The following is a 21,316-nucleotide window of genomic DNA, read 5'->3' as shown; positions in this document are numbered from 1 at the left end:
TCAGGGGCAACCTACGTCTTGTGGAGACACTACCGTGATCAGAACCTTTGCCGAACTAGATTTAGATCCAATCCTTTTAGAAGCGATTGAAGAAATGGGCTTTAGCCGCCCTACCGAGATCCAGGCTCAGGCTATTCCACAAGCATTGGATGCACGTGACATTCTCGCTTCAGCGCCAACAGGCACAGGTAAAACGGCCTCGTTTGCTATTCCTGCAATTCAATACTTGCTCGACTTCCCTCGTAAAAAAGCCGGCCCTGCACGTATTTTGATTCTGACTCCCACTCGTGAACTTGCGATGCAGGTAGCAGAGCAGGCAACAGCGCTGGCAAAATACACTCGACTTAAAGTCGCAACCATCACGGGCGGTGTTACCTATGACTCACACGCCTCCACACTTGCCGAGACTCAAGATATCGTCGTAGCGACGCCAGGTCGTTTGATGGAGTATATCGAGGCAGAGCGCTTTGATTGTCGTGCCATTGAATGGTTAGTATTGGATGAAGCAGACCGCATGCTTGATCTGGGCTTTGGCCCAACGGTTGATCGACTATCAGCAGAATGTCGCTGGCGTAAACAAACACTGCTTTTCTCAGCGACGCTAGAGGGACGCGGTGTCGAAGGCTTTACAGCTGATCTTCTAAAAGAGCCTGCTGAACTCGAAGCACAGCCATCGACGCGTGAGCGCAAGAAGATCACCCAGTGGTATCACCGTGCCGATGATGCCGCACACAAGCTTAACCTGCTCAAACACATCCTGACCGAGCAAGCTCAGCGCACCATAGTGTTCGTCAAAACCCGTGAGCGCCTTGGTGAACTGCGCCAGCAACTCGATAGTGCTCAGATCCCATGTTCTTGGATCCAAGGTGAGATGCCGCAAGATCGCCGTAACAACGCCATCAGCCGTTTCCGCGATGGCAGTGTTAACGTACTGCTTGCAACCGACGTTGCTGCTCGCGGTATCGACCTGCCGGATGTTTCGCACGTGATTAACTACGACTTACCACGCAGTGCTGATATCTATCTGCACCGCATCGGTCGTACGGCTCGTGCGGGGAAGAAAGGCATCGCGATCTCTATCGTAGAGGCGCATGACCAACCAATGATGGATCGTGTCGGTCGTTATACCAAAGAGACCATCAAAGAGCGTTTTATTGACGGCATGCGCCCAACGCATAAAAAGCCTGTCTTTAAGAAGAAGAAGCCGAAAAAAGACGACAAGAAAAAAGCGGTGAAGAAAAAGAAAAGCGCTAAGAAGAAATAACGAGCGCGCTACTCTAGATATAGCTCTATCAAATAATAACTACACAACTAGGTATGTTGTAGTCCCTAATATGCGTCATCCCCTTGAAAAAGGGGATCTTTCACCGCAAGTGACTCACTTAATTTGAGAGCGACACTCGCGGCCAGAGATCCTCACTTTCGTGAGGATGACGAAGTATAATTTGAGAATGACGAGATATACCGCGAGCATTAGCTAGTTACTTCTGCTTTATCTCGACTCCACTAATCACTGCTCTTCGCGCTTAAACACCAGTTCCGTCGCCGTCGATTCTTCTTCAACAAAGTAGTAGCCCGCAACATCGAATGCCGTCAGTTTATCAATCGAATCAACACGGTTCTCGATGATGTAACGTGCCATCATACCGCGCGCTTTTTTAGCGTAAAAACTGATAACCTTGTATTGGCCGTTCTTACAGTCTTTGAATACCGGCGTGATCACCTTGCCATCGAGCTGCTTTGGCTTAACTGCCTTGAAGTACTCATTCGATGCTAGGTTGATCAGTACATTGTCACCCTGTGCATTAAGTGCATCATTGAGTTTATTGGTGATTATGTCGCCCCAGAATTGGTACAGGTTAGTGCCACGCTCGTTGGCAAGCTTAGTGCCCATTTCTAAACGATAAGGCTGCATCAAGTCCAATGGCTTAAGCAGACCATAAAGGCCAGAAAGCATGCGTAAGTGCTGCTGAGCATAATCAAAGTCATCTTCAGACAAGCTTTCTGCTTCCAGTCCGGTGTAAACATCGCCTTTAAATGCAAGGATAGCCTGACGAGCATTCTCTGTCGTAAACGTTTCGGACCACTCTTCAAAACGCGCCACGTTCAAACCTGCAATTTTATCGCTCACCTTCATCAATGCAGAGACATCGGCAGGGGTGAGCTTGCGACACTCTTTAATAAGCTCAGCAGAATGTTCAATCAACTCTGGTTGAGTGAATCGCTCAGTCGCAAGGGGTGACTCATAATCTAAGGTCTTAGCAGGTGAAACAACAATAAGCATGACTTTACTCTTTTAATATTGATTTGCTTCAGTATAAAAAAAGCCATGCACTTTCATCAACGAAATAGTGCATGGCTTAATCTATTTTTGAGATAGGTAAAAGCGATTACTTGTTCGCCGTTTCCTTAGTGTTATCCCAAATACCTTCTTCAAGCTGAGATTTCAGCTCAGGGTAGTCATTCGCATCAAAGGTCGGAACCTTACCTGCTTTCAGTTGCTGGTTGTAGTCTTTCGCCAGCTTAATCACGATACCTGACAGCAAGATAATCGCGATCAAGTTAACAATCGCCATCAGACCCATCGACACATCGGCTAGCGCCCAAACTATTGGTAGCGTTGCCATCGAACCGAACATCACCATACCCAGTACAATAATACGGAACACACCAAGACCCGCTTTGTGGTTGTGCTCTAGGAAAATCAGGTTGGTTTCTGCGTACGAGTAGTTAGCAATGATAGAGGTAAATGCGAAGAAGAAAATCGCAACCGCAACAAAGATACCGCCCCAATCACCAACCTGAGAGCTCAGCGCTCGTTGGGTCAGCTCGATACCCGTCACCTCACCATGTGGTACATACTCACCTGACATCAGGATAATCGCCACAGTTGCGGTACAGATAACAATGGTATCCGTGAATACGCCTAGCATCTGAACGTAACCTTGAGATGCCGGGTGCGGCGGATATGGCGTTGCAGATGCTGCCGCGTTTGGCGCAGAGCCCATACCCGCTTCGTTCGAGAATAGACCGCGCTTGATACCTTGAATCATGGCTTGAGCAATTGCGTAACCCAGACCACCAGCCGCTGCTTCTTGCAGACCGAACGCACTCTTGAAGATGTAGGCAAGGACTTCAGGCACCTTCTCGATGTTCATAAACATCACTACGAAAGCAAGAACAAGGTAAGCCAACGCCATCACAGGAACGATAAGCTCTGCCGTGCGAGCGATCTTACGTACACCACCAAAGATGACGAATGCAGAGATAAGTACAATCACCACACCGACAATCATTGGGTCAAAACCAAATGCAGTGTTCATCGCATTAGCGATCGCATTTGCTTGTACTGCGTTAAATACCAAACCAAAAGCGATGATTAGGAAGATAGAGAACAGCACGCCCATCCAGCGCATGCCCAGACCCTTTTCCATGTAGTAAGCAGGACCACCACGGTAGTTACCATCATCGTCTTTGGTTTTGTATAGCTGTGCTAGGGTACTCTCAGCGAACGAGGTTGCCATACCGAGCATAGCAATTAGCCACATCCAGAAAATAGCACCCGGACCACCAGCGGTTAGTGCGACCGCAACACCAGCCATGTTACCAGTACCAACACGTGCAGCTAGGCTTGTACAAAGAGCTTGGAAAGAAGAGATGCCTGCTGTGTCAGCTTTGCGGCTGTTTTTCAGCACACTGAACATGTGACCGAAATGGCGGAACTGAATAAACCCGAGGCGTACTGTAAAGTAAATCCCCACACCTACGAGTAGATAAACCAGAATCGATCCCCAAAGTAGATCGTTCATTAAATTGATAACGTCTGTCACTTTAAACCTCACTTAAAGTTAGAGTCCGAGCTGCACTTCCAAGTGCGTCCTAAGTGCCATGGTTATCTCCATCCGTGAAGTTTTGTTAGTTTCTCTGTTTTTCACGGCAACTTAGCTTGTATTTCTTACCACTTGAGAACGGCATACAAGTCGGCGTATTTTTTGACGGGGCGGATTTTGCAGGCATGCCACATAAAAATCAATACGCAATGATATGTATATAATTGTTATTTTTCACCATAAAATCACGAAAAGTTAACAGTTAGCAAAGCAATTAACTTTCAAAGCCGTTCCAAAAACACAACATTTCACCAACAACTAACAAGCATAGTCAGCGACAAGTCACTCTGCTGAGAAAACGCGAGCAAACCTTGTTACCACAACGGCTAGCGCTTATTTTACAAAACGGAATACTTTTTACTCACTCTCAGGCAATGAGAACGTTTCTCGTAGCACGAACTCTCCGCCCTACGGCTCCACTTGCACACGGTTTTAACAACATAGCACCACCAACTCTTTTTCGTTTTGTGATTCAAGCGGTTATTTTTTGCGCAACCGTTTGGCTCAAAAGTGTGAGATTGCGTTCAAAATGGCATAAAAGATTCATAATCACGAAACAAATGAGAAACATATCAAAGTTAGTCTGCGTAAGAATATGGTACTTAAAGGTCTCCGTAGGGAGAACAACAAAAGTAGAGGTAGCTTATGGACGGCTTTGAACTGGAAGACATTGCGGAAATGGATGCACCGAGAGCCCGCGCGGGTCGCTCGAAACCTGTCAAAAGAAAGTGGCGCGAAATTGAAGCCATAAAAGACAGACAGCGTCTGCAAAAAGAGCTCAACGATATGGATATCGGTTTGGACTTCTCATTGGATGATGTAGACCTATAACCTATCCCACATTCACCATAGAATTTTCGGTAACGGCGAGCCTGAAACGTCGCTGCTGATGACAACCAAAGCCCTCCACAGCGAGGGTTTTGTCTTTTATACAGGTCCTCTTTTTCTTACGTAAAAAAGATAACTAATTGACGAAAGTCAAATGATAACTCATATCAATATCATTTACTCTGTATTTCTGCTCGCTATTGACCTACAATACGCCCTCGTTTCGAACGACAGCATCGCTTCGCTTTGGACATCACCCCAACACATTATCGGTACTTTCTAGTAACAGCAGAAGGCTATAGAAATGAACAAGACGGCTCTTCGTCTCACTTTATGCTCGCTACCATTGCTGACCATCAGCCATATGACGAGCGCCAACGATCTTAATAGTGCTCGCAATGTCGAAGCACAAACCATCACACAGAGCGCGCAAAGCCAAGCTCGCATCAACAAAAGCAGCGATAAGGCATTCGAACTGAAGTCTGACATTGCCATGCTTGAGCAAGAAGTTGCCAACCTAGAAGTCTACGAGCGTCACCTAAAAGCCGTTGTTGGCAACCAAGAAGAAGAGATGGCGAGCATCAATGTTCAGCTCGAGCAAATCAGCGACACGCGCCAAGGCGTTGTGCCTTTGATGTATCAAATGCTTGAAGGACTTGAGCAGCACATTTCGAGCGACAAGCCAATTCGCCTAGATGTACGTCTTGCAAGACTGGAGGAGCTTAAAGCACTCATGCCTCAAGCTGATGTCAGCGATGCAGAAAAATATCGTCGCATCCTTGAAGCCTACCAAATTGAAATGGACTACGGTATCAAGTTAGGCAGCTACCGTTCGCTTATTAATGTAGGCAGTGAAATTGAAGCTGAGCAGCTATACCTAGGCAGACTGTCACTGGTTGCTCGCAGCCTTGATAGAAACCAATACTGGACATGGGACAGCAATCAAAATAGTTGGGTTGTGGTTGACGCTGCGCTTGCTCCGCAAATCGATAAAGCCTTTGCAATTGCAAACAAACAAGCCTCGCCAGCTCTGATTGAGCTACCGGTTTCTCTACAGAAGGATCCAAGCTAATGCGTAACACAGTATTGATGGCCGCGCTGATCGCATTTGGCTTCTCTCAACCAATTATTGCTGCCGACTCACTGACGTCGAAAGCACAAACTGCACAGCAACAAGAAAAAGCCCACAACAGCGAACGTGAAGCAAAGTTCAAACAAGAAGAACAAACGCTAGCGGCACGCAAAGCGGAGCTAGAAAGCCGTAAAGCGCAACTTGAAGCAAGCATTGAATCACTTAGCAATGCGTTTTCTGACAATGAGCGCACGCTGGCTGAGCAGCAAAAGAAACTTCACCTTGAAACCGGCAGCTTAGGTGAACTGTTCGGCGTCGTTCGCCAATCAGCGAAAGAACTTCAAGTTGAGCTAGAGCAATCTGTCGCTAATACCGAACAGCCTGAACAAATCAAAGCGATAGACGATATTGTTGCCGCTAAAAAACTGCCTTCAATTAAGGAGCTGACCGGCCTTTGGAATGCTTACCAAGCGCAAATCGCCTCAAGCGCGACCTACGCTGACGTGAAAGTCCCATTTGTTAACGGCGCCGGTGAAATTACCACGATTAACGCCACCCGCTTAGGCAACTTTGCCCTGCTTGCAGAGCACGGTCCGGTTGATTGGGATGGCAAACTTGCCAGTGATTTCCCTCGCTTACCGAAAGAAGTCCCGACTTCAGCGGATACAGCGGGCATAGTCACAGGTCAAGCACCTGCTGTTATCGACCCGAGTCGCGGCGATATTTACAAGCAACTTGCTGATAACCCAACACTTAGTGAGCGATTCGCTCACGGTGGTATCGTCGGCAAAATCATCGCGGGTCTGTTCGCGATTGGCATGATCATCGCTCTGTATCGTGCTGTAGTTCTTACTACGACCGAACAAAAAATCAAGAAACAGCTTAAGTCACCAGAAGCGCCAACCGATAACCCGTTAGGTCGTGTACTAGGCGTCTACAACAGCGAAAAACAACTGCACGTAGAAGCACTTGAGCTAAGACTGCTTGAATCCATCATGGATGAACAACAGCACTTAGAACGCGGTTTAAGCATGCTAAAACTTCTCGCGGCCCTCGCGCCAATGTTAGGTCTGCTAGGTACAGTAACGGGCATGATTGAAACCTTCCAGGTGATCACTCAGTTTGGTAATGCAGAGCCGAGAGTCATGGCAGGCGGCATCTCAATGGCGCTGGTCACTACGGTGCTGGGTCTTATCACGGCAATGCCACTGCTACTTGCTCACAACCTACTGAGCTCAAAAGCAGAAGCCATTCGCAACGTTTTAGAAAGACAGAGTGTCGGTCTGGTTGCACAGCAAGCTGAAGCGCAAACCACGGAGAGCAAGCAAGCGTATGCCGCATAACCTCTTCAGTTGGTTGCCAGGAAGCGAACACCTCAACCAATTTATGACGCAAGGTGGGCCAGTACTATGGTGGCTGGCCGCCGTAGTGTTCATATTCTGGGTGGTCGCGATTGAGCGCGTGATTTACTTTGCCAAGATTTTCCCGTCAGAGCGCAAGCTCTGGGTCAATCAATGGGCTGCGCGCCAAGATCATTACTCTTGGTACGCACAATCACAACGTAATGCCATGCTCAGCGAGGCAGAAAACAAACTCAAGCAAAACATAAACTTCCTGAAGTGCTTGCTCAGCCTCTGCCCGATGCTAGGTCTGCTTGGTACTGTAACCGGCATGATCACTGTGTTTGATACGCTCGCAGCGCAGGGCAGCGCGCAACCAAGACTAATGGCTGCAGGTATTTCAATGGCAACCATCCCTACTATGGCAGGTATGGTTGCAGCACTGTCAGGTATGCTTGCCTTTTCCCGTATTCAAAAATGGAGCAGCAAAAGCCTGCTTCAACTTGAGCAGTTGTTAAGAAGTGAACGCCAAAATAGCCATGTTCACGCTAGCAAGGCTGCGGATGGAGACTCACAATGAGATTAGGTCACCGAAGAAAACAAAATGAAGAAGCCAATATCGATATGACGTCCATGCTGGATATCGTCTTTATCATGCTGATCTTCTTTATCGTAACAAGTTCATTTGTGCGTGAGTCGGGTGTTGATGTGAATCGCCCGCAAGCAAGCCACGCTGTGAGCCAGAAAGACGCGGGGATATTCGTTGCCATTACATCTGCCAATGACATCTACATCGACAAACGTCGTGTGGATGTAGAACGTGTCCAAGCGACTATCGAGAAGCTACTACTCGAGCAGCCTAATGCCTCGATGGTGATTCAAGCTGACAAACACGCCTTCAACGGCACAGTCGTCGAAGTGATGGATAGCGCGAAAGGTGCAGGTGTCACTAAGATCGCCTTGGCAACGGAGAGTCCATAGATGATTCGAGTTCTTGCGAGCATACCGCTCGCAGCGGCGCTCGCGATTGCCCTGTTCTCGTTTATGAGCTGGATGATCGATATCGGTCCTAAGTCCAAGCCGGATGAAAAGCCAAGGCTAAGCTATGACTTGGTCATGGTAGAACCCGACAGTGAAACCGCGAGACGCCAACGTACACTGCCTGAGCCACCCAAAATGCCATCGACACCGCCTTCCGCAGCTGTCGTAGAGCAAAGCTCGCAGGTATCCAGTGTACAAACGCCAAGCACGCCCCAGTTACCAAACATCTCGGTATCAACCTCGGTTGCTGGTGTTTCCTTGAATGCGCCGACCGTTCCTGACATTGGTCAGAACCAACAGGTCATGCCGCTACACCGTAAAGAGCCGCGTTATCCACGTCGAGCTTTGCAGCGAAACATTCAAGGCTACGTCGTGATGTCATTCACTATCGATGAACGCGGTCGTCCAACCGATATTGAAGTGTTGGAAGCCAATCCGAAACGTATGTTTGAGCGTGAAGCTATGGTTGCTCTTAAGCAATGGAAATACCAGCCTATGGTGGTCAATGGCGAGGCGACGCCTCGTGTTGGTCAGACTGTGAAACTAGAGTTTAAGTTAAATCAATGAGTAAACGTTTATTGGCGCTCTCAGCCGTATTTCTTAGTGTTATAACAGGCAGTGTATTCGCCAACCAAGAACTCGGTATGCGAACTGCTGCTCAGGTATCTAAAGCTTATGAATTAGAGCAAGAAGAGAAACTTGGCGAGGCAATCACCTTGCTTGAAGGTTTGCAGCCAAACGCAAGTTTCGACCGTGCTTATGTTGCTCGTATGCTCGGTATCTACTACTGGCAAGCAGAGCAACCAGACAAAGCCATCACTCAGCTACAAATAGCCGTCGACACCAAAGCCTTTAAAGACGAACAAGGCTGGCAAACAGAGCGTATGCTTGCTGAGCTTATGCTCTCCGAAGATATGCCAGAAAAGGCATTAGTTCATTTTGACAACCTCACTAAGACAGCCAAGAGCTACGAAAAACTATCGAAAGAGCAGATAACGGGAGTATGGTTAAACAAAGCTCGCGCTCACTACCTGCTTCAACAGTGGAGAACGCTGCTTGCTGCAATCAAACATTACCACCAGTTAGACAGCACACCGAAACTGCAACCACTGAGTCTACAGCTCACCGCAGAAATGCAGCTGAATCATCTAAAGAGTGCAATCCTAACCACCCAGAAGCTACTCGCGTTACAGCCTGATAATCTGATGTGGTGGCAGCAACTAAGCTCTCTATACATGCAGACTAAGCAATACAAGCTGGCGCTCGCAACACTTGTATCAGCAGAGCGCGCAGGCATTGAAGTACCTGACAACCTGCAACTGAGCAAGGCACAGCTTTATTCTCAGCAAGGTATTCCAGAGAAAGCTGCGCAGGCTTATGCCAACCTGCAGGTGAAAGAGACGGACATCGATACGATTATCAAACAGGCGAGACATTGGCAGATGGCGCGTGAGTGGTCAAACGCGCAAACCGCTTGGCTCGCTGCGGCGAGACTCAACGCCAAATACTACGAAGAAGTGTCACGTCTTGAGTTGCAACAAGGGGATTTTAAGCAAGCTTTGAGCTCACTAGCCAAAGTTCAGGGCATGCCTGAACAGGAAAGATTACTCTTAGAAGCGCGAGCCTATGTGGGCTTGAAAGACTACGCGAAAGCGACCAAGGTTGCCGAACAGGCACACAGAGTCAAGCCAACAACACAGAGTGCAGATTGGCTGCAATACCTACAACAGATGAGCCAAGCTCACTAATGGTGGCCAAAATTAGTCGCTAATCGCACCTTACGATGCTTGATTCCCTCTTTATGAGGGAATCGTCGTTTTTAGAACAGCTAAACACTCTCGAATTCGTTTTGTCTTACTCGCTGAGCCAGCTGTTTATAGCGGTCTGCAATGGTCTCACCAAACACGGGATCATCTTCCACTATCGTCCACTGACTCTCTACTGCTTGCCAATCATGAGTGGTAAATCGCTTCTCTATCAAAGGCAAAACAGACTGCTCTTCAAGGTCTAAATGCCGTTTCTGATCTTGAATAAACTCTGACAGCCTGCCAATAAACAGCTCTTGAGGTACCACCGCATCGTGCAAAATCATCTCGACAATATCGAGAAACGAATGGGTCTTGGCTGATAAAGCTTGATGGTCTGACTCTAAGTTATCGATCTGCTCCTGCGAGCCATACTTTTCGATAAAGTAATGATAAAGAATGTCTTCTTTCGGGTGGTGGATTTTTTCAGAGTGATTTGCGAGGTAATCAACGATCTCTTTGATCACCCCATAATTGATAGGTTGCTCTTTTTCGAGTAAGTGCAATTTTCGATTTAAAATCGCGAGCAATCGCACCATATAGCCGTGCTCGCGCCTAATCCTTTCGATCATCATAATCCTGCTCCCAATTTCCATACTCTTTATAAGTGTATAAGAGAATCAGGAGACGTGTTTTGATGGTGCTCGAAAAATCGTCAACTTAAAGATAATGCTAGTCGAGTACTGGCTGCCAATTGATAGCCGGTTTACCAAGCTCTTCTAGCAATTGGTTCGTCTTGGAAAAATGACCACAGCCAAAGAAACCTCGACGCGCCGAAAGCGGCGATGGATGCGGCGCCGTCAATACATGATGTCTTTGACGATCGATCATCGATCCTTTCTTTTGAGCATGCGCACCCCAAAGCAAGAATATGATGTTCTCACTGTTTTGATTTAGCGCTTCTATCACTCTGTCAGTAAAGGTTTCCCAACCCAACTTGGCGTGAGAGTGTGCTTGCCCCTGCTCGACCGTGAGCACAGTGTTTAGAAGCAGTACGCCCTGGTCGGCCCAACTTTTGAGATAACCATGCCCTGGGATCTCGAACTCAGGAATATCTTGAGCGAGTTCCTTGTACATATTGACGAGCGACGGCGGCGTCTTCACACCCGGAAGGACCGAGAAACAGAGACCATGCGCCTGATTGGGACCGTGATAAGGATCTTGACCAAGAATCACCACATTCACATCGGCAAATTCAGTAAATTGAAATGCATTGAACACATCGCTTGCTGGTGGATAGATGATTTTACCCGCGTCGCGCTGCTGCTCCACAAACTCAAGGGTTTGTTGAAGGTATGCTTGCTGTTTCTCTTTACCGATGACGTCTTGCCAGGTGAGTGTTGTCATTATCGTCCCCAAGATGGTGAAATCTGGGGTGTAGTCTATCACTCAATGGAGGGTCACCACTACTGTCATTTGGCTTTATGCCACGCACCTTTGACGCGTTTTTTGAACGTCGGTGCTGTTATCTAATTCGTCAGTTTATCAATGGTGCTGATTCTTCATCTGTGGCGTTCGGTAGTGCCCGTGACAATGAATATGACGGTTAGGACTTGGATAACGTGATGAACGTGTTGTACTTGGTCTTGGAGCAGCTGGACGAGTCATATGGCACCTACCTTATAAAGTCACAGAATTATGCAACATGCATGTAATTCATTATGAAAGAAAGATGCCAAAATGCTTAATAGAACAGCAAAAAAAGATCAATTAATTGCAAATAGTCTCAATTGCTGGATCTCATCGGCCCAGATTTCAGGCTCTATTGTCTCTAAAATCAATGGCATAGAGTCAAACCTAGGATCTTTTGCGATATACTCAAAACAGTCCCATCCAATCTCACCTTTACCCAGTGATTGATGGCGATCGACCTTACCTGCTAAAGGTATCTTTGAGTCGTTTAGGTGCATAGCCCTTAAATAGTGCATACCAACAACACGATCGAACTCAGCAAACGTCGCCTCACACGCCTCTTTGGTTCTAAGGTCATATCCCGCCGTAAACGTGTGGCAAGTATCAATGCAAACACCAACCCGCGACTTATCTTCTACCTTATTGATAATGTGTGCGAGATGCTCAAAGCGCCAACCTAGGTTCGTACCCTGCCCCGCCGTATTTTCAATCACGGCAATCACCTCAGGTACCGCTTGGTGAGCAAGATTGATCGATTCTGCAATCCTGTCCAGACACTCTTCTTCTGAGATCTTCTTCAAGTGACTACCTGGATGGAAGTTCAATAAGGTCAGCCCGAGCTGATGACAGCGTTCCATTTCATCAATAAAGGCGGCGCGTGACTTTTCAAGTTTCTCTTGCTCTGGTGCGCCTAGGTTTATCAAATATGAATCATGCGGAAGAATTTGTTCCGCTCGGAAGCCGTATTTTCGACATTCCGCTTTAAAGCTTTGAATCACTTTTTCATCCAGTGGCTTTGCCACCCACTGACGCTGATTCTTGGTAAAAAGTGCAAAGGCATTGGCGCCAATGTCACTTGCCCTTTGTGGCACATTGTCCACACCACCCGCTGCCGAAACATGCGCTCCTATAAATTTTTTCATGTCGTTTGATACCCGATCGAGATCACATTTTTAGAACTGTTATTTAGCGATCTTATACTTTCAGTTTGAGCTATGGAAACCCTTGATTTTAGGTATAGCGATGAACAAATAAACGTATTTTGTAGTTTTATTACAACAAAATACGCATTCAAATAAATTTTAAATATTAAAATATCATTTTAAAGCACCATTTTTAAAGGTTTAATTGACCTTAATCAAAAATTTAACCATGAAGTTTTTAATGTTTTTTGTTGTATTTTGATCTAAATCAATACTAAAATACCCACAACGAGTTATACATAAGCCAGCTCAACAAAATTTGAAAATTAACACCATATAAATGCCACTCTGAAAGTGGATTAGGAGATAGTGATGATTCAAGGTATCCAAATTACTAAAGCAGCAAACGACGATCTACTGAACTCAATCTGGTTGATCGACGGCGAGAAAAACGAAGCACGTTGTGTTGCAGCAAACGCTGGTTTTGAAGCTGACCAAGTTATCGCAGTTAGCGATCTAGGTGAGTACGAAAGCCGTGAAGTTGCTATCGAAGCTGCTCCAAAGATCGAAGGTGGCCAGCACCTTAACGTGAACGTTCTTAAGCGCGAAACTCTAGAAGACGCAGTAGCTAACCCAGAGAACTACCCACAGCTAACGATCCGTGTTTCTGGTTACGCAGTGCGTTTCAACTCACTAACGCCAGAACAGCAACGTGACGTTATCGCTCGTACCTTTACTGAGTCTCTATAATTAGAGACACTAAGTAAACAGATACTAAAAAACAGACGCACAAGCGTCTGTTTTTTTATGCCTGTAAATCAGCATTCAGCGATACAAAAAAACCTCCCGAAGGAGGTTTTTGATGCGCATTGAATAGGCACTGTAGTCTGTGCTGTGTCATCCCTGCGCAGGCAGGGATCTTCTCAAAGCGCGCTCAGAGTATCGAAGATTACTTCAATGTAACGCGAGCAAACTTACGTTTACCCACTTGGTAAACCGCTTGGCCTGCTGCTGGCACTAGCTTAGTATCTTCAACCTTCTCGCCGTCAATCTTCACCGCACCTTGGCGGATCATACGCATAGCGTCAGACGTTGAGCTCACAAGGCCCGCTTCTTTTAGTAGGTTACCAATTGGAAGGCCCGCACCGAAATCGAACTCAGGCATCTCTTCTGGCATCGCACCTTTTTGGAAACGGTTGATGAACTCTTTTTCCGCCGCGTCAGCATCTGCTTCTGAGTGGAAACGTGCGATGATTTCTTTCGCCAGCAAGATCTTAACGTCACGAGGGTTTGCACCACCTTCAACGTCTGCCTTGAACTGGGCAATCTCGCCTAATGGACGGAATGAAAGTAGCTCGTAGTAGCTCCACATCAAATCATCAGAGATAGACATGATCTTACCGAACATTTCTGATGGCGCTTCACTTACACCGATGTAGTTGTGAGCAGACTTAGACATCTTCTTCACGCCGTCTAGACCAACTAGTAGTGGCATAGTTAGCACAACTTGTGGTTTTTGACCGTGCGACTTTTGCAGTTCACGACCCATAAGTAGGTTGAACTTCTGGTCTGTACCACCAAGCTCTACATCCGTCTCCATCGCGACTGAGTCGTAACCTTGAAGCAGTGGATACATAAATTCGTGGATTGCGATTGGCTGGTTGTTGCCGTAACGCTTTTTAAAGTCATCACGCTCAAGCATACGAGCAACAGTTTGGTTTGCAGCAAGGCGAATCATGCCCTCTGCACCCAACTCAGATAGCCACTCAGAGTTAAATGCAATCTTAGTCTTTGCAGGATCTAGGATTTTGAATACCTGCTCTTTATAGGTTTCTGCGTTACGCAGTACGTCTTCACGAGTTAGCGGTGGGCGAGTCGTGTTTTTACCCGTTGGGTCACCAACCATACCGGTGAAGTCACCGATCAGGAACGTCACGTCGTGGCCTAGGTCTTGGAATGCACGTAGTTTGTTCAAAATTACGGTATGGCCTAGGTGAATATCCGGCGCAGTTGGATCGGCACCCAGTTTAATGCGAAGAGGACGGTTCTCTTTCAGCTTCGCAATCAGTTCTTCTTCTGGAATTAGCTCGTCAACACCGCGTTTGATTTCAGCCAACGCTGCTTCAAGGTTCGCCATTCTTGTTCACTCCCACAGATTTGGCAAAAATATAATAGTTGGACATCTTACTTGAATAGCGATGTTTTTTGAAACCAGTTAGACTATTTGGTTTAGGAAATTTCAAAATAATGTTGATTTAAACGCTCATGGTCTCTGTTTTTAAGCGCTTGCCTTGGCTCCATCGCGCGCTCATCGCCTTTTTTAGTGCCATTATCGTCGTTGCACTGTTTCTGCCGGATATCTCTGAGCTGGATGATAGAAACGACCGACTCGAAATTGGCAAGCACTACGCGCTCTCCATAGACAGCGATGCATTTCCAATTGGTAATGCTGCACCGCCGACCGTGGTGCTAAAGTGGGAAGAGCATACCGTTCGCTCCGGTGAGAGTGCGGCAATTCTATTTCAACGTCTTGGACTTTCCCCTCGCCTACTTCACGATCTTATCTATACCAACGACGACATTAAACAGCAGCTTTCGCGTCTGCGCCCCGGTGATAAGCTGACTTTTGGTTTTGACGAGAACAGCGACTTCGTACAGCTAAAGCGCCGCATCAATGACTATGAGACCTTCAAGGTCACCAAAACCGATAAAGGCTTTGCCTCTAGCTGGGACAAAAAACAGGTCGATTACCAATACAACTATGCGCAAGCAGAGATCAGCTCAAACTTCTGGAATGCCGGAATCGGTGCAGGATTGACGGCCAACCAAATCATGGAGCTCGCTGGTATTTTTGGTTGGGATATCGACTTTGCATTAGATATCCGCTCTGGCGACTACTTTAAACTACTCTATCAAGAGAAAGTCGTCGAAGGCGAAGTGATTGGCCGCGGCAAAATCATCGCCGCTATCTTTAAAAACCAAAATGACACGTTTACCGCCATCTTTGATGACAAAACAGGCAACTATTACGACGAGAACGGTCGAGCGATGAAAAAGGCGTTCTTACGAGCACCACTCGACTTTAGGCGTGTGACGTCAAACTTCAACCCAGTAAGACGACATCCAGTGACCGGTAAAGTACGTCCACATAGAGGCACCGATTATGCCGCTCCAGTTGGTACACCTATCTGGGCTGCAGGCGATGGTACGGTAATCAAATCTAGCTATAACCAGTTCAATGGTAACTACGTGTTCATCAAGCACAGTAACACCTTTATTACCAAGTACTTGCACCTACAGAAACGTAAGGTAAAAACTGGGCAGCGTGTAAAGCAAGGCCAGACGGTGGGAACACTGGGGGGCACAGGTCGAGTGACCGGCCCTCACCTCCATTATGAATTCTTGGTTAATGGCGTTCATAAGAACCCAAGAACGGTCAAGCTTCCACAGTCTAAGTCTTTAACAGGCAAAGCAAAGCAAACCTTCTTGGCCAATGCGCAGAACCGTCTCAATACGTTAGACCGATACAGCGAACTGCTTTACGCCAACAATTAAAAAATCAAAACTACAAAAAAGCCCCGAGCATTGCTCGGGGCTTTCGTTTACTTAGAGTGTATTACTTGCTTGGTACGTCGCGATACATCTCTTCAATTTCGTCCTGGTAACGGTCGTTGATGACTTTACGACGCAGTTTCTGCGTTGGTGTCAGCTCACCCTTATCCATAGAAAAGCCTGTTGGTAGCAATTTAAACTTTTTCACCTGCTCAAACTTAGCCAACTCTTTTTGCAGCTCGGTAATGCGTTTCTCAAACATCTCAACCACTTCATGATGCTTAATCAGCTCCAGACGGTCTTGATATTTAATATTGAGCTCTTTGGCATACTCTTCTAGCGTGTCAAAGCACGGTACGATCAAGGCAGAAACGAACTTACGTGTATCAGCGATAACCGCAATCTGCTCAATGTAATGGTCTTTACCAATAGCGCCTTCAATAGCTTGCGGCGCAATGTACTTACCATTTGAGGTCTTCATTAGCTCCTTGATGCGATCAGTGATAAACAGATTACCCTGCGCATCAAACTCACCCGCATCACCCGTCTTCAAGAAGCCGTCAGCATCAAAGGTCTTCGCGGTCTCTTCAGGAAGCTTGTAATAGCCACGCATGACCATAGGACCACGGACGAGGATCTCATTGTTGTCGCCAATCTTAACCTCAGCACCTGGCATTGGCATCCCGATAGAGCCTGGGTTATAGCAGGTATCATCCCAGCAAGAAACCGTCGCTGTGGTTTCGGTCATGCCGTAGCCTAGCTTGACGTTAATACCGATTGCTTGGAAAAAGCGACCAATAGTTTCGTCAAGTTTAGCGCCGCCACATGGCATAAAGTTAATGCGACCACCGAGCAGCTCACGCAGTTTAGCAAGCACGATCTTGTCTGCCAGCGCGTAGCTTTTCTTAAGCAAGAAGGATGGCTCGACATTATCTTGGCGGCATTGCGCCATTTTCGCACCCATGTTTACCGCCCAGGTAAACAGGATCTTGCGATGAACTGGCGCTTTAGATACGCGTTCATGAATTGCAGAGAAAATCTTCTCGTAGAAGCGTGGCACTGCACTCATTACCGTTGGGCGGATTTCGCCCAATGCGTCACGTACCTGCATTGTGTCTTGCAAGTAGCAGTTCGTGCCACCTTTATACAAGACGTAAAATGTCCACGCGCGCTCAAATACATGAGAGAGCGGAAGGAAACAAAGAGACACATCGCTCTCACTTAAGCTTAGTCTCTCATCGTGTCCACGAAGCTGCGCTGCAATGTTTGCATAGTCAAGCATGACACCTTTTGGCTGACCCGTTGTTCCAGAGGTATAGATCAGCGTCAGTAAATCGTCGTAGTTGGCTTGTGACAAACGCTCTGTGAGTTCTGACTGATTCTCGATACTGGCATCAGCAATAAACTGCTGCCAGCTTACCGAGAAGCTGTTGTCTTCAACCACGATCTCTTCACTCATCGCAACGATGAGTTCTAGCTGCTCGCATTCTTGGAAAATAGATAGCGCTGCATCGTATTGCTCCTGTTCACCAACGAAGAGAATACGTACATCCGCATTTTGAACGATATAACTGGTTTGAGCTGGCGTATTGGTAGGGTATAGCGGCACAGTCACTGCGCGCACTTGTAATGCAGCCAAATCAGCGATGGTCCATTTCGGCATGTTGTTCGAAATGATACCAATCTTATCTTGAGGTTGGATTCCTTTTCCGATCAGAGCCAGAGACAACGCATCAATGTTGACTCCAAACTCCTTCCAGCTAATCCCTTGCCACACATTGTTGATTTTATGTCGTAAGGCGATCTTGTCGCCACCTTGTGCGATTCGGTCACGAATCTTCTTTACAATATGGAAATCTAAATTAGCCATGTTCTATCTTTACCTTTTAGCTTACACATGTAAGCCTTTTGAGCGCACAAGTGTACATCTGCCGCTGAAAAAGGCAACAGACCCATATCAAAGTTATCAATAATTCCTACCCGAATTACCGTGCGATGATAATAAAGCGCTGAAACCAATAAAAAAGCCCCAAGCACAGCGTGCTTGGGGCTCGATGACTAAAGTTGTAATGGATTATGACAAAGCAACAACTTCGCCGCAGATAACCATTAGCTGATCACGCAGCCAAATGTGACCTTTGTCTTTTTCGCTCGACTCGTGCCAGCTTAGGAAACCGCTGATTTTGTTGTTTTCTGTTGGCAGAGTAAGTACTTGTAGCTGCTCTTTATTAACAGCGTTTTCAACTAACCAACGTGGAGCGATCGTCACTAGCTCCGACTGACCTACCACATACAGCACATTGCTAAGGCTAGTGCCTTCGTAAGACGCTTGACACTCAAGGTCGCGATAAGCCTGCTCTGAGAAGCTGCGTACACCGTGAACTTTAGACAGCTTAGCGTGCTTTTCATTGGCTAGTTGCGCTGTGCTTACTGCACCATGGATACGTGGGTGGTTTTTCGCTGCAACCACAACCAACTCATCTTGGAAGATCTCTGTGCTTGAGAAACCTTGCGCATCGTAACGAGCGTAGTCGATAACAAAATCGATCTCTTGGTAGCGCATACGATCAGCGAGCTGACGATCCGCTTCTGCGTCTAAGTGAAGCTGCACGTGCGGCGCTTGCTCAGAGATAGTTTGCATGATTTTTGGAGCAAAACGCATGTCACATGGAGAGCAAATCGCCATCTTAAATAGACGAGTTGATGTCTCTGGTGTGAAGATAGAGCTTGGAAGCTCGTTGCGGATCAATTGTAGCGCTTGACGAACAGGACCAAACAATTGACGTGCTCGTTGTGTAGGTTGAATACCACGGCCCTGACGCATAAATAGCTCGTCATTAAACATCACTTTTAGACGCGCTACTGCGTTACTTACTGCAGGTTGCGACATACCCAAATTGTGCGCCGCGCGAGTGATATTCTGCTCTTGCATCACTGCGTCGAAAACAGTCAATAGGTTTAGATCTACGCCGCGTAATGTGCTTTCCATGCGGTAACTAGCGATTGCGCTCATAGCATCTTTTTTGTCTAACATTTAGTAAGCCTCGTGTAATTTCAATCTCGACTATGGGGAACAGGTAACCAATAAAAGAGAGCAATGAGAACAGCGTCATCGCCTCAGGGGTACCCTACATCATTCTATTAATCCTCTGCATACTTCGAGGACGAAACCAACTATCCACCAATAATTAACTCAACACCAACAAGATTGACAAAGAATCATCAAATTTTATCAGGTTAATTACAATAACCTTTAATAACAATAATTTAAATCATATATAAAAAAAGATAAATTACATTTTTAATAACTTTTGTCCAAGTTAGCATGCCAAATCATAACTAGGCACTATAACAAGGTGTAAAGCTGTTCCTTATAGTCTATTTGATACACGATTAAACTTCAGCCACTACTATTCGCATTGTATATAGTTAGTATTCATCATCGCCATACCCTACACGGACGAAAATCCAATATCGAGAGCTCGATGTATGTAACCGAATGAACTGTATGATAATAACAACAAAGCCCAACCTAGAATCAGGTTGGGCTTCGTTGTAAATCGGTAAGGATGGTAATGGTCAGATAGAAGCGTAACTTGGGAAGTCTACTTTCTCCCACAAACTCTCACGCAAATTCGCACTGCATGACCAATTGCCGCTAACGAGCCAGTTAGCAATACCTTCTGCGACGTCGGGGTAGAACACGCGCTCCGCCTGCTTTTCATCCAACCAGTCTCGGATAACACCGGCATCTAAGAAGTCCATAGACTGAGCCAACCCTAAACTTTCTAACGTCGCCGCATTACTTTGCTGCTCAAACTGACCATCTAACGGTTTCACCAACAGCTTTTTACCCAGGCTAAGTGCTTCTGAAGGCAGTTCAAAGCCTCCGTTAGCAATCACACCAGAGCAGCGATGCAAATCGCATTGAAAGCTTTCATGGCTAAGCGGCTTCATCAAGATATTCTCAACTTGCGCGTGTTCGATATTGTCAGGGTGATAACAAACAAAGTTATGCCTAGCAAAGCGAAGAAGAAGGTCAATGATGGCATCGGTGTTTTCAAATGGCAGGTAGACCAAAATAAAATCTTCCAAGGTAACATCCTGCTCAAGGGTGTGAACGATGGGAGGCAAAATCGGCTGACCAAAATGATACCAGTGAAGTCCCAGTTGATACTGCGACGGTGCGAAATGCTGTATCACAGAGTCATCTAGCCAGTTCGCTCCTTTTTGAGGAACGTCGAAAAGAAACGCGTTCTGATGACTTATACTGACTGTGGGGACTTTTTGCCTTTTCGCCGCCCATGCAGAAACCGGCTCAAAATCGTTCACGACAAGATCATAACCACTGACATCTAACTCTCGCACCTCTCCAAGAAACGAAGGCAAACTGTTTTCTAGCGCGGTTTTCATGTAATTCACCCGACCGTTTTCTGTGACAAAGCTAAAACCTCTGCGGGTTTGATAGTCACCAAACTGTTCCATCGAGAAGTATTTGTCTTTCGCTCGCCCAGAAAAAAGAAAATCGACGTCTACATCATGAGACTTCAGCGCATGACACATCGCCCTTGCACGTGCAATATGCCCATTTCCCGTCCCCTGAACACCGTAAAGTATTTTCATTAATGCGGTTCCTTTTAAAACTTGTCTAGAACGTAGTTAAGCGCGATCTGAGCCGACGAAAGACCAAGCGCTGCGCCAATGACGACATCGGTAAGAAAGTGAACCCCGAGTAAGATGCGTGACGCTCCGATAAAGGCAGCCCACATCAATGCAGCATCGTGCCAACCTGGATAGAAATGACCAATGATGGTCGCCATTAAAAATGCTGCCGCCGTGTGCCCGGATGGCAGACTGTAGCGATCCGACGGTGTAATAAAGGCATGTAAAAGGTTGGAGAACTCTTCGGGTCTGCGGCGCTTGAAGCTATTTTTGGCCAGCCAATAAATCGGTAGCTCAATCGCAAATGCCAGCAGAGCAGCAGCAAAAAACAGCTTGCCTACTGTGTCATCAAAAAGCCAAACCGAAACGCCGAGTAAGAGGTATAAGTGCCCATCGCCGGTGCGGGATACCCAGCGACTCACTCGAGCCACCTGAGCGTTAAATCGGTGCCCCAAACAAAACAATGAAAATGCCAAATCCATTCTTGCAATCGGTTCAATCGTTCGCACAACCTACTCCTTGTTAGACGCGCAGTTCATGATCAAAAAGTAGTCAGCAACAATGACAATTC

At 46.7% G+C, this 21,316-nt stretch carries 20 protein-coding genes; 10 read left to right on the top strand and 10 right to left on the bottom strand.

Features of this window, described 5'->3' with window-relative positions; all coding sequences use genetic code 11:
- Positions 1-34 precede the first annotated feature (34 nt).
- Entirely contained in the window at positions 35-1,264 is a 1,230-nt protein-coding gene (gene srmB, locus LY387_RS02620; protein WP_234495222.1) for an ATP-dependent RNA helicase SrmB, read from the top strand.
- A gap of 246 nt (positions 1,265-1,510) precedes the next feature.
- Here the strand turns inward: srmB and yaaA are convergent, their stop codons facing one another.
- Together yaaA and LY387_RS02610 are read right to left on the bottom strand one after the other, a co-directional pair.
- A complete protein-coding gene (yaaA, locus tag LY387_RS02615) occupies positions 1,511-2,284 on the bottom strand; it encodes a peroxide stress protein YaaA (protein WP_234495221.1) in 774 nt (257 codons plus the stop codon).
- A gap of 106 nt (positions 2,285-2,390) precedes the next feature.
- The gene (locus LY387_RS02610; RefSeq protein ID WP_234495220.1) at positions 2,391-3,830 is read right to left on the bottom strand and encodes an alanine/glycine:cation symporter family protein; all 1,440 of its coding nucleotides are present in this window, start codon (positions 3,828-3,830) and stop codon (positions 2,391-2,393) included.
- 705 nt (positions 3,831-4,535) lie between these two features.
- On the opposite strand from LY387_RS02610, the gene LY387_RS02605 reads away from it, so the two are divergent.
- From LY387_RS02605 to LY387_RS02575, 7 genes are all read left to right on the top strand, one after another.
- Positions 4,536-4,721, top strand: a complete 186-nt coding sequence (locus LY387_RS02605) for a DUF3545 family protein (protein ID WP_234495219.1) — start codon at positions 4,536-4,538, stop codon at positions 4,719-4,721.
- Positions 4,722-5,022: 301 nt separating this feature from the next.
- Positions 5,023-5,790 carry a DUF3450 domain-containing protein gene (locus LY387_RS02600; RefSeq protein WP_234495218.1) on the top strand — a complete coding sequence of 256 codons (768 nt, stop codon included), beginning with the start codon at positions 5,023-5,025 and terminating at the stop codon, positions 5,788-5,790.
- A complete protein-coding gene (locus tag LY387_RS02595) occupies positions 5,790-7,133 on the top strand; it encodes a MotA/TolQ/ExbB proton channel family protein (RefSeq protein ID WP_234495217.1) in 1,344 nt (447 codons plus the stop codon). Before LY387_RS02600 ends, LY387_RS02595 begins: the two co-directional genes overlap by 1 nt.
- A complete protein-coding gene (locus LY387_RS02590; protein WP_042473504.1) occupies positions 7,123-7,710 on the top strand; it encodes a MotA/TolQ/ExbB proton channel family protein in 588 nt (195 codons plus the stop codon). Before LY387_RS02595 ends, LY387_RS02590 begins: the two co-directional genes overlap by 11 nt.
- Entirely contained in the window at positions 7,707-8,111 is a 405-nt protein-coding gene (locus LY387_RS02585; protein ID WP_042473501.1) for an ExbD/TolR family protein, read from the top strand. Before LY387_RS02590 ends, LY387_RS02585 begins: the two co-directional genes overlap by 4 nt.
- Complete coding sequence (locus LY387_RS02580; protein WP_234495216.1) at positions 8,112-8,738, top strand: energy transducer TonB; 627 nt, start codon at positions 8,112-8,114, stop codon at positions 8,736-8,738.
- Positions 8,735-9,919 carry a tetratricopeptide repeat protein gene (locus LY387_RS02575; protein ID WP_234495215.1) on the top strand — a complete coding sequence of 395 codons (1,185 nt, stop codon included), beginning with the start codon at positions 8,735-8,737 and terminating at the stop codon, positions 9,917-9,919. The genes LY387_RS02580 and LY387_RS02575 overlap by 4 nt, the downstream gene beginning before the upstream one ends.
- An 80-nt stretch (positions 9,920-9,999) precedes the next feature.
- Here LY387_RS02575 and LY387_RS02570 read toward each other — a convergent pair whose 3' ends face one another.
- From LY387_RS02570 to nfo, 3 genes are all read right to left on the bottom strand, one after another.
- Positions 10,000-10,551, bottom strand: coding sequence for a hemerythrin domain-containing protein (locus LY387_RS02570; RefSeq protein ID WP_234495214.1), 552 nt, complete (start codon positions 10,549-10,551; stop codon positions 10,000-10,002).
- A gap of 97 nt (positions 10,552-10,648) precedes the next feature.
- Positions 10,649-11,326: a uracil-DNA glycosylase gene (ung, locus tag LY387_RS02565; protein WP_234496039.1), complete on the bottom strand. Its 678-nt coding sequence runs from the start codon at positions 11,324-11,326 to the stop codon at positions 10,649-10,651.
- A gap of 356 nt (positions 11,327-11,682) precedes the next feature.
- Positions 11,683-12,531 carry a deoxyribonuclease IV gene (nfo, locus tag LY387_RS02560; protein ID WP_234495213.1) on the bottom strand — a complete coding sequence of 283 codons (849 nt, stop codon included), beginning with the start codon at positions 12,529-12,531 and terminating at the stop codon, positions 11,683-11,685.
- Between the two features lie 372 nt (positions 12,532-12,903).
- Here nfo and grcA point away from each other — a divergent pair, with 372 nt between their 5' ends.
- Positions 12,904-13,281: an autonomous glycyl radical cofactor GrcA gene (gene grcA / locus LY387_RS02555; RefSeq protein WP_112459559.1), complete on the top strand. Its 378-nt coding sequence runs from the start codon at positions 12,904-12,906 to the stop codon at positions 13,279-13,281.
- Between the two features lie 199 nt (positions 13,282-13,480).
- Here grcA and tyrS read toward each other — a convergent pair whose 3' ends face one another.
- Positions 13,481-14,668 (bottom strand): tyrosine--tRNA ligase, encoded by a 1,188-nt coding sequence (gene tyrS, locus LY387_RS02550; RefSeq protein ID WP_234495212.1) that lies wholly within the window; start codon positions 14,666-14,668, stop codon positions 13,481-13,483.
- A gap of 128 nt (positions 14,669-14,796) precedes the next feature.
- On the opposite strand from tyrS, the gene LY387_RS02545 reads away from it, so the two are divergent.
- Positions 14,797-16,086: a peptidoglycan DD-metalloendopeptidase family protein gene (locus LY387_RS02545; protein ID WP_234495211.1), complete on the top strand. Its 1,290-nt coding sequence runs from the start codon at positions 14,797-14,799 to the stop codon at positions 16,084-16,086.
- 61 nt (positions 16,087-16,147) lie between these two features.
- Here the strand turns inward: LY387_RS02545 and LY387_RS02540 are convergent, their stop codons facing one another.
- The 4 genes from LY387_RS02540 to LY387_RS02525 form a co-directional block, all read right to left on the bottom strand.
- Positions 16,148-17,953, bottom strand: coding sequence for an AMP-dependent synthetase/ligase (locus LY387_RS02540; RefSeq protein WP_234495210.1), 1,806 nt, complete (start codon positions 17,951-17,953; stop codon positions 16,148-16,150).
- A gap of 204 nt (positions 17,954-18,157) precedes the next feature.
- Positions 18,158-19,117 (bottom strand): transcriptional regulator LeuO, encoded by a 960-nt coding sequence (leuO, locus tag LY387_RS02535; protein ID WP_042473481.1) that lies wholly within the window; start codon positions 19,115-19,117, stop codon positions 18,158-18,160.
- Positions 19,118-19,662: 545 nt separating this feature from the next.
- Positions 19,663-20,706: an MJ1255/VC2487 family glycosyltransferase gene (locus tag LY387_RS02530; RefSeq protein ID WP_234495209.1), complete on the bottom strand. Its 1,044-nt coding sequence runs from the start codon at positions 20,704-20,706 to the stop codon at positions 19,663-19,665.
- A 14-nt stretch (positions 20,707-20,720) separates the two neighbouring features.
- Complete coding sequence (locus tag LY387_RS02525; RefSeq protein WP_042473476.1) at positions 20,721-21,254, bottom strand: phosphatase PAP2 family protein; 534 nt, start codon at positions 21,252-21,254, stop codon at positions 20,721-20,723.
- Positions 21,255-21,316 lie beyond the last annotated feature (62 nt).

The sequence above is a fragment of the Vibrio maritimus genome (assembly GCF_021441885.1).
Lineage (GTDB): Bacteria > Pseudomonadota > Gammaproteobacteria > Enterobacterales > Vibrionaceae > Vibrio > Vibrio maritimus_B.
This window is presented reverse-complemented; position numbering and strand designations above follow the sequence as displayed.